General features: G+C 69.9%; 12 protein-coding genes. 6 read left to right on the forward strand and 6 right to left on the reverse strand.

Annotated features, from left to right (window positions below):
* Positions 1–3 precede the first annotated feature (3 nt).
* The 3 genes from GC203_RS23270 to GC203_RS23280 all read left to right on the forward strand — a co-directional run bounded on the left by GC203_RS23270 (position 4) and on the right by GC203_RS23280 (position 3239).
* Positions 4–1323: a cytochrome b N-terminal domain-containing protein gene (locus GC203_RS23270; protein ID WP_293459324.1), complete on the forward strand. Its 1320-nt coding sequence runs from the start codon at positions 4–6 to the stop codon at positions 1321–1323.
* A gap of 8 nt (positions 1324–1331) precedes the next feature.
* Positions 1332–2183 (forward strand): cytochrome c1, encoded by an 852-nt coding sequence (locus GC203_RS23275; RefSeq protein WP_293459325.1) that lies wholly within the window; start codon positions 1332–1334, stop codon positions 2181–2183.
* Positions 2184–2333: 150 nt separating this feature from the next.
* On the forward strand, positions 2334–3239 hold the full coding sequence (locus GC203_RS23280) for a CPBP family intramembrane glutamic endopeptidase (RefSeq protein ID WP_293459326.1): 906 nt from the start codon (positions 2334–2336) through the stop codon (positions 3237–3239).
* Here the strand turns inward: GC203_RS23280 and GC203_RS23285 are convergent.
* Positions 3236–4021: a hypothetical protein gene (locus tag GC203_RS23285; protein WP_293459327.1), complete on the reverse strand. Its 786-nt coding sequence runs from the start codon at positions 4019–4021 to the stop codon at positions 3236–3238. The two genes, GC203_RS23280 and GC203_RS23285, sit on opposite strands and share 4 nt — an antisense overlap.
* A gap of 78 nt (positions 4022–4099) precedes the next feature.
* Between GC203_RS23285 and GC203_RS23290 the strand changes: the two genes are divergently transcribed.
* Positions 4100–4573 carry a hypothetical protein gene (locus tag GC203_RS23290; RefSeq protein WP_293459328.1) on the forward strand — a complete coding sequence of 158 codons (474 nt, stop codon included), beginning with the start codon at positions 4100–4102 and terminating at the stop codon, positions 4571–4573.
* A gap of 8 nt (positions 4574–4581) precedes the next feature.
* Positions 4582–5073 (forward strand): helix-turn-helix transcriptional regulator, encoded by a 492-nt coding sequence (locus GC203_RS23295; protein WP_293459329.1) that lies wholly within the window; start codon positions 4582–4584, stop codon positions 5071–5073.
* Here the strand turns inward: GC203_RS23295 and GC203_RS23300 are convergent.
* The 3 genes from GC203_RS23300 to ychF are packed head-to-tail and all read right to left on the reverse strand — an operon-like array spanning position 5070 to position 7569.
* Positions 5070–5759 carry a dienelactone hydrolase family protein gene (locus GC203_RS23300; protein ID WP_293459331.1) on the reverse strand — a complete coding sequence of 230 codons (690 nt, stop codon included), beginning with the start codon at positions 5757–5759 and terminating at the stop codon, positions 5070–5072. The genes GC203_RS23295 and GC203_RS23300 overlap by 4 nt on opposite strands.
* A gap of 2 nt (positions 5760–5761) precedes the next feature.
* Complete coding sequence (locus GC203_RS23305) at positions 5762–6433, reverse strand: dienelactone hydrolase family protein (RefSeq protein ID WP_293459333.1); 672 nt, start codon at positions 6431–6433, stop codon at positions 5762–5764.
* A 38-nt stretch (positions 6434–6471) separates the two neighbouring features.
* Complete coding sequence (gene ychF / locus GC203_RS23310) at positions 6472–7569, reverse strand: redox-regulated ATPase YchF (protein ID WP_293459335.1); 1098 nt, start codon at positions 7567–7569, stop codon at positions 6472–6474.
* A gap of 120 nt (positions 7570–7689) precedes the next feature.
* On the opposite strand from ychF, the gene GC203_RS23315 reads away from it, so the two are divergent.
* Complete coding sequence (locus GC203_RS23315; RefSeq protein WP_293459336.1) at positions 7690–8913, forward strand: hypothetical protein; 1224 nt, start codon at positions 7690–7692, stop codon at positions 8911–8913.
* 3 nt (positions 8914–8916) lie between these two features.
* On the opposite strand, the gene GC203_RS23320 is transcribed toward GC203_RS23315, so the two are convergent.
* A complete protein-coding gene (locus tag GC203_RS23320) occupies positions 8917–9978 on the reverse strand; it encodes a tyrosine-protein phosphatase (RefSeq protein ID WP_293459338.1) in 1062 nt (353 codons plus the stop codon).
* A 22-nt stretch (positions 9979–10000) separates the two neighbouring features.
* On the reverse strand, positions 10001–11858 hold a 1858-nt coding region (locus GC203_RS23325; RefSeq protein WP_293459340.1), incomplete at its 5' end, for a TonB-dependent receptor.

The following is an 11858-nucleotide window of genomic DNA, read 5'->3' on the forward strand; positions in this document are numbered from 1 at the left end:
CCGATGAGCGGACATTCCACCTACGAACCCAAGACCGGCTTCGAGCGCTGGCTCGACACGCGGCTTCCCATCATCCGGTTCATGAAGGACACGGCGCTCGACTTCCCGACGCCGAAGAACCTGAACTACTGGTGGACCTTCGGCGGGATCCTGGCGCTGATGCTGGGCATCCAGATCGTCACCGGCGTCGTCCTGGCGATGCACTACATCCCGAACGCGGCGATGGCCTTCGACTCGGTCGAGCGCATCCGCCGCGACGTGAACTACGGCTGGCTGATCCAGTTCATGCACGCCAACGGCGCGTCCATGTTCTTCCTGGCCGTCTACGTCCACATGTTCCGCAACCTCTACTACGGCTCGTACAAGGCGCCGCGCGAGGTGCTGTGGATCCTGGGCTGCGTGATCTACCTCCTGATGATGGCCACGGCCTTCCTCGGGTACGTGCTGCCCTGGGGGCAGATGAGCTTCCACGGCGCCGTGGTGATCACCAACCTGCTGGGCGCGCTGCCGGTCGTGGGGCCCGCGATCACCAAGCTGCTCTGGGGCGGCTTCGCCGTGGACAACCCCACGCTTAACCGCTTCTTCTCGCTGCACTACCTGATGCCGTTTGTGATCGCCGGCGTGGTGATCCTGCACATCTGGGCGCTGCACGTGCCGGGCAACAACAACCCGACCGGCGTCAATGTGAAGTCGCCGAAGGACACGGTGCCGTTCCACCCGTACTACACGGTGAAGGACGGCTTCGCGATCAGCGTGTTCCTGCTGATGTACGGCGTCTTCGTGTTCTACATGCCCGACTCCCTGGGCGACGCGATCAACTACGTTCCGGCCAACCCGCTGCAGACGCCGCCCGAGATCGTGCCCGAATGGTACCTGCTGCCGTTCTACGCGATCCTCCGCGCCGTCCCGGACAAGCTCATGGGCGTGCTGCTGATGTTCTCGGCCATCGCGGTGCTGTTCGTGCTGCCCTGGCTGGACACCTCCAAGGTGCGCTCGATGCGCTACCGGCCGACGGCCCGGCTGTACCTCGCGATCTTCCTGCTGGCCTGCCTGGTGCTCGGCTACTGCGGCGCGCACCCGCCGGACCAGGCGATCGTGGGCGAGCCCTCGGGCTTCATCCTGATGGACTCCGACATCAACAGCATCACCTGGCTGTCGCGGATCGGGGCCCTCTACTACTTCGCCTACTTCCTGCTGGTGATGCCGATCCTCGGCCTCACCGAGAAGCCGCTGCCTGTTCCGGAGAGCATCTCCGAACCGGTCCTGTCGCATCCTGCCGGCGCGCCCGCGGGCGCCACGGCGTCGCCTGAAAAGAGGGGCTGAGCCTGAAGATGCTGCGCAAAGGTATCGCGCTCGCGGCGCTGGGGCTTTCGCTCGTCGTCGCCGCCCCGGCGGCTTCAGCGGCCGAGCAGAAGCCCGTCATGAAGCACCTCGAATGGTCCTTCCAGGGGCCGTTCGGGAAGTTCGACACCGCCCAGCTCCAGCGGGGCTACAAGGTCTATCGGGAGGTCTGCTCGTCCTGCCACTCGATGAACCTGATGCACTTCCGCAACCTGGGTCAGCCGGGCGGGCCGTTCTACGATCCGGAATATAAGAACCCGAACGACAACCCGTACGTGAAGGCGCTGGCCAAGGACATCCAGGTCAACGACATCGACACCGAGACGGGCGACACGATCCAGCGTCCGGCCACGCCGGCCGACAAGTTCCCGGCGCCGTTCCCGAACGAGTACGCCGCGCGGGCCTCGAACGGCGGCGCGCTGCCGCCCGACCTGTCGGTGATCGTGAAGGCCCGGGCGGGCGGTCCCAACTACATCTACTCGCTGATGACCGGGTACAAGGCGCCGCCGGCCGGCCTGAAGATCAATCCGGGCCAGAACTACAACCAGTCCTTCGCGGGCGACCTGACGCCGTTCTGGAGCGGCGATCACCACAAGGTGCCGGTGGGCGGCTTCATCGCCATGCCGCCGCCGCTGGCGCCCGACAAGGTGACCTTCGACGACGGCTCGCCGTCGACGGTGGAGCAGCAGGCCAAGGACGTGGCCGCCTTCCTCGCCTGGGCCTCCGAGCCCAAGCAGATGGAGCGCAAGCAGTTCGGCCTCGGCGCGATGATCTATCTGCTGATCTTCTCGGTGCTGCTGTACTTCAGCTACCGGCGCATCTGGCGCAACGTCGAGCACTAGCCCGCGTCACGCCTGGCAGAGACAACGAGGGCCCCGGAGCGTTCCGGGGCCCTTTTTGCTGTCAGCCCGCGCCGGATGAACAATCGATAAGTTGCCGCCGTCCGCCCGGCGCCCCAAAGGCCCGCGCCGGACGGGGAGGAAAGCTTGGCCATGAAGCGGTCGGCGCTGATGTTCGCGGGGCTCTACGCCCTGCTGTGGGGCGGCTCGACCGCCTATCTCGCGGCGAAGGGCGCCGACTGGCAGTTTCCGATCATCTCGCTGGCGGTCTTCGGCCTGGCGCTCAGCGGGCTGGCCTGGGCCCTGACCCGGCGCGCGCGGCCGCCGGCCATCGTCGTCGCGCGGCCCGCCGTGGAGCTGGCGGCGGTGATCGGCTTCCTGGTCGCCTATGCGGTGGGCTTCCTCGGCTACGGCATGACCGCGGCGCGGGCGGCGTTCCCGCCGGGCCCGGCGCAGGACCTGCTGGTGCTGGGACTGAAGCTGACGGTCCACGTGGCCTTGCCGGCCCTCCTGCTGACCGCGCTGGGCGCGCGGGTGGCGCCCCTGCTGGCGGCGCGCGCGAACCGCCCGGGCTTCTGGCCGCCGCTGCTGGTGCTGGGCGCCATCCTGATCGGCCTGCTGGCGGTGGTGAGCCCCAGCCTGAAGCAGATCGCGGCCACCCACGCGAGCGCCGCGACCCTGGCCTGGGCGGCGCCCCTGAGCTTTGTCTGGATCGCGCTGGAGGCCGGCCTCTGCGAGGAGTTCCTGTTCCGGGGCGTGCTCCAGACCCGGCTGGCGGCGGTCCTGCGCAGCGAGGTGGGGGCCGTCACGCTCGGCGCGGTGATCTTCGCCCTGGCCCACCTGCCGGGCCTCTATCTGCGCGGCCACGCGGGCGTCGACGGCTGGTCGACCGATCCCGTGCAGGTGGCCGCCTACACCATCGCCACCCTGTCGCCGCTGGCGCTGCTGTTTGGCACGCTCTGGGCGCGCACGCGGAGCCTACTGCTGGTGGTGCTGCTGCATGCTTCGGTGGACGTGCTGCCCAACATGGCCGACTTCCTGAAGACCTGGGCGAGCTAGCGGACCCGGACCACGAGGAAGCGGCCGGCGGGGAAATCGAACCGAAGGCGGAAGCGCGACAGCGCCGCGCCTCCGAGCATGCCGGCCACGTCGCCTTCGGGCTTCATCAGCCCGGCGCCGAGGTTGCGCTGCTCCAGGCCCGCAAAGGTCAGGCTGACCAGTTTCGCGAGCCACACGCCGTCGGGATAGAGCTCGCTGGGCCGGGATGCGCCCGGCGCGTCGGCCAGGTCGTCGGCCAGCCGCACGGGCACATTGGCGCCGGTGGCCACCACGAAGGGGCCGCGCACCTCGCGCACGCCGTCGGAGGCCGCGGCCTCGACGGCGGGACGGCCGTTCTCCAGGCTCATGGGCAGGGCGGTTCCGCCGAACGGCGGGGCCCGGCCGGGCAGGAAGAGGCGGATGCGGCACGGGGCGAAATCCACGTCGACCACGAAGCCCTTCAGCACATCGGCGCCGATGACGCCGGCGACCGCCGTGGGCAGGTTCCAGGTCCGGACGTCGAGGTCCTCCACGGTCAGGGCCTGGCCCACGACCTTGATCCCGGCCAGACGCACGTCGCCGGAAAGGGCGGTCTCGGAGATGCCTTCGGCCTCGGCCTTGGTCTCGTGCAGGGCGGTCTGGGCGGCGCCGGTGTCGAGGATGTATTCGCCGCCGATCCCGGCCACTTCGGCGGGTACGACGATCACCCCCTTTTCGAAGCGGCAGGCCGCCTCGCCGGCCCGCGCCGCCATCGGGGCGGCCGCCGCGAGGATCGCCAGGATCGGCCCGGATATGAGACTCAAGCGCGCCACGGCCGACCATAACGCGGGTTGGGCGCGTTTCGCCTTATCCCCGCCCGATGCGAGCCCCTACATAGGGCCATGCCCCACACGCCTGCCTGGCGCAACTTCAAGCGCACCGAGGACCTTGCCGTCGCGACCTCGGCGCTGATCTATGCCGGCGCCGTGGTGCACGCGTTCGCCACCCTGCCGATGACGGCGGTTTCCATCGCCCAGCGCACGCTCCTCTGGCCGGCGGTGTTCCTCACCCTCTCCCTGGCCTTGCCGCTCCTGATCGGGGCCCTGCGCCGGCCGCTGACGCGCTACGTCTGGATGAGCTTCCAGGCCGGCTTCGGCCAGACGGCCCGATCGATCCTGGGCGGCCTCGCCTTGCCGGCCGCAGCGGCCGGCTTCATGTACTGGCAAATCGCCACGGCCGTGCCGGGCAGCCCCTATCCGGCCGGGGTCTTCTCGGCCTATGCCGCCGGAATAGGCATCCTCGCGGCCCAGGCGGCTCTGGTGCGGGTGCTGGAGCGGCATCCCGAGGTGCGCAAGGAAATCGAGGTGTCGGGCTGAGTCTCAACATGACGCCGCGCTGCTGCCGGATCTGCCGGGTGGCCTCGAACCTGTCGGTCGATCAGCTGGCGCGCGAAATCGGACACGTGTCGCCGCAGCGCATCGCGCAGTACGAGGCCGGCGATCTCGGCGACGACCCGGACTTCGCCTGGGTGATCCGCGCCCTGGCCATGCGGGCGGGCTTCCGCACGGTGGACCGGGGCGAGGGGCGCGGCGGCGTGCGCCGGATGGGCGAGGGGCGGGGGCGGGACCATCCGGTCCTGCTGGCCAGCCAGAGCGCGATCGCCCGCGGCTTCCTCGACCTGACGCGGGGGGCGCTGCGCGACGCCAGCGGGATCGACTTCGCCGCCATCGCCCGCTTCGAGGCCGACGAGGGGAGCGACGACGCCGTGGCCGAGGCGCTGCGGGCCTTCTACGACGCGCACGGATTGCGGTTCGTCCTGGGGGGCAAGGTCGCGGGAACGGTCTATCCCGACCCCGCCGTCGCCGACCTGCTTTAGGCCTCGCCCCGGCCGCCGCCGTTGCGCGCGAAGACCTGCAGGGTGCGCAGGCGGGCGAGGCGGGCGGAGTCCTCGTGGTAGTCGCGCCGCCGGTCCGACACGAAGCCGTGGCCGGCGTCGTAGAGGTAGATCGGCAGGTCCGGATGGCGTTCGCGGATCTCGTCCACCTTCTCCATCGGGATCGAGGCGTCGGTCTTGCCGAAGTGCAGGATGGTCGGGCAGCGCGGCGTCTCGTCGACCAGTTCGCTGATCCGGCGGCCGTAGAAGCAGGCGGCGGCCGAGACGCCCTCGCAGCGGCAGGCGACCAGCCAGGTCGCCGCCCCGCCCCAGCAGTAGCCGGTGACGAACCTGGGCCCCTGAAGGGCGTCCAGGGCGGCCTGGGCGTCGGCGGCCACCTGGGCCCACGGCGTCGCCTGGGAGTACTTCACGCCCTGCTGGATCGAGGCCTCGGCGTAGTCGCAGGCGAAGCCGCGCTCCAGGCGGTCGTAGAAGGCCGGAGCGATCACCTCGTAGCCGTCGGCGGCGAAGCCGTCGCACAGCTCGCGGATGTGGTCGGTGACGCCGAAGATCTCCTGGATCAGCAGCAGGCCGCCGCGCCGCGCGTCGTCGGGCCGGACGCGGTAGGCGTCGAATTCGAAGCCGTCGAGCGGGCTCGTCAGGCGGATCGTTTCGCCCGCGAACGCCACGCTCAGGTCTCGTCGAAGAGCTGCAGGGTCCGGTGGCGGGCGAGGTCGGCGGCTTCCTCGGCGTAGCGCTCGGGGCTCTCGTTGTTGAAGCCGTGGCCGGCGCCTTCGTAGATGTAGACCGGCAGGTCCGGGTGGTGCTTGTGCACCTCGGCCTCGACTTCGTCGGCGTGGATGCCGGGGTCGGTGCGGCCAAGGTGGACGATCACCGGGCACTTGGGCGTCTCGGCGGCGAACTGCTTGACCATGCTGCCGTAGTAGCTGGACGCCGAGGCGATGCCGTCGACGCGGCAGGCGGCGAGCCAGGCCAGCGAGCCGCCGTAGCAGTAGCCCACCACGTGGACCTTGCCGCCGTGCTTGTTGAGGAAGTCGCGGCAGGCGGCGATGTCGCCCAGCGCCTGTTCCAGCGGCGTGGCGCGGGCCTTGTCGATGCCGGCCTTGATGCCCGCGTCGTCGTGCTCGGCGTGGAAGTCGCGCTCCAGGCGGTCGAACAGGGCCGGGGCCAGGGCCTCGTAGCCCATCTTGGCCCACCGCTCGACGTCGGCGCGGACGTGGCGGTCGATGCCGAAGATCTCCTGGATGACGATCACGCCGCCCTTGTGGGGCGTGAACGCCTGCTCGTGGTAGGCCGAGAACTGGAAGCCGTCGGCCCCCGCCAGCGTGATCGTCTCGGCCATTCCAATCCCTCCCTTGGGTCCGCCGTGCGCCTGCGTCGTCAGACGTTGAAGCGGAAGTTCATCACATCGCCGTCCTGGACGACGTATTCCTTGCCTTCGGAGCGCATCCGGCCCGCCTCGCGCGCGCCGGCCTCGCCGCCCAACCGGACATAGTCATCGTAGGCGATGGTTTCAGCCCGGATGAAGCCCTTCTCGAAGTCGGTGTGGATGACGCCGGCGGCCTGGGGGGCGGTGTCGCCCTTGTGGATGGTCCAGGCGCGCGCCTCCTTGGGGCCCACGGTGAAGTAGGTCTGCAGGCCGAGCAGGTGGTAGGCCTCGCGGATCAGGCGGTTCAGGCCGGGTTCGGCCAGGCCGAGCGTCTCCAGGAACTCGCCGCGCTCGCCGGCGTCGAGCATGGCGATCTCGCTCTCGATCTTGGCGGAGATGACGACGCTGTCGGCGCCGTCCTTGGCCGCGCGCTCCTGCACCTGCTTCGACAGGGCGTTGCCCTCGGCGGCCGAGGCCTCGTCGACATTGGCCACGTAGAGGGCCGGCTTCGAGGTGAGGAGCTGGAGCATGCGCCAGGCCTTCTCGTCCTCGGCGGGGACCTTCGCCACCCGCGCGGGCCGGCCGGCGTTCAGCTCGGCGAGCGCGAGGTTCACGAGCCGCAGGGTGGTCGCGGCGTCCTTGTCGCCCACCTTGGCGCGCTTCTCGAGGTTGACGACCCGCTTTTCCAGGCTCTCGAGGTCGGCCAGCATCAGTTCGGTGTCGATGGTGTCGAGGTCGGCCAGGGGATCGACCTTGCCCTCTACGTGGGTGACGTCGTCGTCGACGAAGCAGCGGGCGACGAAGGCGATGGCGTCGCAGTCGCGGATGTTGCCCAGGAACTGGTTGCCCAGGCCCTCGCCCTTGGACGCGCCGCGCACGAGGCCGGCCACGTCGACGAAGTTGATCCGCGCCGGGATGATCTCTTTCGACGGGATGACGGCGGCCAGCTTGTCGAGGCGCGGCTCGGGCACGGCCACGTCGCCCACGTTGGGCTCGATGGTGCAGAAGGGATAGTTGGCGGCCTGCGCCGCCGCGGTCTGGGTGAGCGCGTTGAAGAGGGTCGACTTGCCGACGTTCGGCAGGCCGACGATGGCGACTTTCAGGGCCATGGGTCGGTGCGGTTCCTAGGACAGAAGGCGCCGCACCTAGCACGAGCGGGCCGCAGCGCGAAGCCGCTGGCGCCGGCGCGGCGGACCGGCATAGTCGGGGCCGGTGTTCGGAGGGGCGCGATGAGGCGTTTGGCGGCGATCCTGGCGGCGGCGGCGATGTCGGTCGGCGTCCCAGCCCTGGCGCAGAAGGCCGGGCCGCAGGAGGCGAACGGCTACACCCGCTACGAACTGCTGGCGCCGGGATCGGGCAAGTTCCGCATCGTCTACGACATCACCGCCGTCCGCCCCGGCGCGACGGCCTTCTTCAACCCGATCCGCAAGGGCTCGGTGGCTACCGACGAGAGCGTGACCGACCGCGCCACGGGCAAGCCCCTGAGCTTCCGGGTGGTCACCGGCGAGGAAGCCAAGACCACCGGATTGCCCGAGGCCGATCCGTCGATGGACTACATCCGCGTCGACCTCGCCCATCCCGTGCCGGCCGACGGCGGCGAGGCGCGGATGCTGATCGAGAAGACCTACGAGGACACCAAGAGCTACTTCGTCGACGGCGGCGAGATCGTCTTCGACCGGCCGCTGGGCATCAAGCGCAACGCCGTCGTCCTGCCGCCGGGCTATGTGCTGGTGTCGTGCAACTACCCCTCGCAGGTGGCCCAGGAGGCCGACGGGCGGATCCGCATCAGCTTCCTCAACACCACGCCGGCCCAGGCGCCCCTGAAGCTGCGCGCCGCGCCGGGACGCATCGCGGCGGGGGCGTCCAGCCTGGAAGCGCGACGCCTGGCCGAGCGCGCGATCCAGACCCGCGACATCGTCTATTTCCTGCGCCCGCCCGAGACGCACGCCTTCGACCTCTACCACGACTACACCGAGACCCGGCCCGGCGTGGGGCGCTATGTGAACGTGGTGCGGCCGGGCAGCACGGCGGCCGATCCGTCAGCGCGCAATCTCGACACCGGCGAGGCGATCCCGGCGCGCCACCTGAAGGGGCCCGCGATCAAGGCCGCAGGCCTCGACGAGCCCGAATTGGCCGAGATGGGCGACGCCGCCGAGGTGGTGGTCTTCGACTTCGCGCCCCTGAAGCCCGGCCAGTCGATCCGGCTGCGCATGTCGGAGACCTACACCGACCCGGGACGCTATCGGCTGGTGGGGGACGAACTGGTCTTCGAGCGCACCTTCGGGCGGCCGGCGAACGCCGTGGTGCTGCCGGCCGGCTGGGCGCTGACCCACTCGGCGGCGCCGGCGGTGGTGAGCCGGACGCCGGACGGCCGCATCCGCCTGGACTTCGCCAATCCGCGCAACGACCAGCTCGAGGTGCTGATCACCGCGCGGCGCGTGGAGGGCGGCTGAGCCCTATTCGAGATATTCGGCCCGCAGCTTTTCGATATCGGCGGCGGAGACGCCCAGTTCCTTGTCGAGATAGGCTTCGACCGAGCCGTAGCGCTGCTCCACCGCGTCCAGCGCGTAGAGGATCAGGGAGCGGTGCTCGGCGCTGTAGAGCGGCATCGGCTTGGCCGCGTTCGGATCCTTCTGGAAGCTGGCGAACATCGCCGCCGTCGGGTTGGAGGCGGCCATGGCCGGATCGATCTTCGGCATTTCGAACTCGGGGCGGCGGTATTCGGTGGAGAGGTGGTAGTCGGCGACGATCACGTCGCGCGGGACGCCCAGGGCCGAGAGGATCAGGGCGGTGGCGAAGCCGGTGCGGTCCTGGCCGGCCGAGCAGTTGTAGACCACCGGCCCGTCGCCCCGGACGAGGTCGGCGAACAGGATCTTCAGCTGCGGCTTCAGGAGGTCGGGGAAGCCCTGGTAGAGGGCGGCCATCCGGTCGGCGGTGATCGCGCCCTTGGGCATCAGGTTGGTCATCGAGTAGCCGACGGCGACGTACTCGACGCCCTCGATCTTCGATGGGGCCAGCACCCGCTCCTCGTTGGAGCGCAGGTCGACCATCTCGTGGAGACCCAGGGCCTGGATCTTCGCCGCGTCCTCGCGGGTCAGCAGCGGCGTGGCGCCCGAGCGGAAGAAGAGCCCCCACTTCACGTGCCTGCCGCCCGCGGCCGGATAGCCGCCCAGGTCGCGGAAGTTGGAGCCCTGCAGGAGAGGCAGCAGGCGCTCGCCGACCCGCGTGACCTTGCCGTCGGCCTCGTCGCGCAGGAGGAAGTAGGGCCGCGCCAGGGCGTCGGCCGGCGCCTCGAAGCGGCCGTCCTTGTCGTCGTCGGAGACGCGTGTGGCGTGGGCCACGTCGGCGGCCGGATCGTCGGAGACGAAGACGTCGACGGGCCCCTTGGCCTGCCAGGTGACGACGACCTTGCCCGGTTCGGCGCGCATGGCGGCGGCGGCCGAGACCTCCGCCCGGGCCGGCGCGGCCAGGGGCAGGAGCGCGATCGAGAGGGCGAGGGCGACGAGGCGGCGGGACATGGCGATCCTCCGTGGCGGCCGATCAGAACTGGACGGTGGCGTCGAGGCCGTAGGTGCGCGGCTCGTTGAAGATGCCGAACACGCCCTGGACGGCGTAGGCGGCCCGGCTCTTGATGAAGGTGTGCTCCTCGTCGAAGAGGTTCCGGGCCCAGAGCGAGAGCTGCAGCGTGGCCTCGCTGCGCAGCGGGATCTCGGCGAGCGAGAGGCGCCCGTTCACGATCACCGAGTCGTCGGTGAAGGTGTTCTCGCCCGACGACCAGCGGTAGCCGTCGGCGATGTTGGCGTCGATGTGGGCCTTCAGCACGCCCATCGACAGCGGCCAGACGTAGTCGGCCGAGACGCTCCAGGCGTTCTTGGGCGTGTAGACGATGTAGACGTCCTGCAGCTTGTCGCCCGCGAAGGGATTGGCAGCCTGGGGCAGGTCGCCCTTGGTGTAGGCGTAGCTGGCCGACAGCGTCAGGCCGTCGATCGGCGCGACGAAGGCCTCGATCTCCAGGCCCTTGATCGTGCCGTGGCCGGGCGCGTTGACCGTCTCCAGCGTGCCCCGGTTGCTGTTGTTGAGGTTCACCGCCGAGAAGTCGATCTGGATGTCGCTGTAGCGGGTGGTGTAGGCGGCCACGTTCAGCCGCGCCCGGTGATCCCAGAACTCGCTCTTGAAGCCGGCCTCGTAGGCGCTGACCTCCTCGGGGCCGAAGGCGCGGTAGCTGATGGAGCGGGAATTGGCGCCGCCCGCGCGATAGGCGGTGCCCCACTTGGCGTAGAGGTTCACGGTCTCGGTCGCGTCGAACGCCACGACCACGGCGGGGTCCACCCGGCTGTCCGAGAAGTCGAAGGTGTAGTTCGTATTGGCGCCGTTCACCTTGAACAGCGTCCCGCTCTTCTTGTCGTGGGTCCAGCGGGCGCCGACCGTCAGGTGCAGGCGCTGGTCCAGCATCTCCGGCGTCCAGGTGGCCTGGCCGAAGCCCGCATAGCTGTCGGCCTTGGCGTTGCTGGCCCGGTCGGGGAAGGGGGTCTGGGCGCCGGCTTCCAGCGTGGGCAGCGGGGTGGCCACCGTGCCCGTGGCGTTCCACTGGGCCGAGTTGGGCGTCCAGGCGTCGTCGTCGCCGCGCTCGTGGTAGTAGTAGAGGCCGGCCACGTAGTCGATCTGGCCCACCTTCCCGAGCAGCTGGAACTCCTGGCTCCACTGCTGCTGGCGCAGCGAGGCCAGGCTGTAGCGGGCGAACTTGGCGTTGGGGATGAAGACGCCGGCGTGGGCGCCGATGCCGTTGTCGTACTGGCTCTGGCTGATGCGGCGATACGAGCTGATCGAGCGGACCTCGACGTTCTCCATCGGCGACCAGTCGGCGTGCAGCGCCCAGCCCTGGACCTTGCCGACGCTGTCCTGCTCGGGAACGCCGATGTCGGCGGTGTCCGCGCGGTCGGGCTGCACCTGCACCAGCGGCGCCTGCTTGTAGGGGGAGGCCGGGTTCAGCTCGAGGAGCTGGACGTAGTAGGACGTGGTGTTGTCGCGCGAGACGTCGAAGTCGAGCTGGGCGTTGAAGGTCGAGGTCGGCTTCCACAGGGCGGCGAGGTGGACGCCCCGGCGGTCGAGCTTGTTGAAGTCCTCGGCGCTCTGCAGCGGGTTTTCGGTGGTGCCGTCGCGGCGGACGATCACGCCGTCCAGCTTGACGCTGATGTCGTTCCACTCCGGCAGGTCCAGGTGGGTTTCGCTGGAGTAGCCGTTGAAGTTGCGCACGCCGACCGTCTGGCGCAGGCGGAAGTCGCCCGAGGGCTTGCGGCTGACGATGCTGACCGCGCCGCCGGTGGAGTTGCGGCCGAACAGCGTGCCCTGCGGGCCCTTCAGCACCTCGATGCGCTCGATGTCGAACAGGGCCGTGCCC

The sequence above is a fragment of the Phenylobacterium sp. genome, assembly GCF_016124325.1.
Lineage (GTDB): Bacteria > Pseudomonadota > Alphaproteobacteria > Caulobacterales > Caulobacteraceae > Phenylobacterium.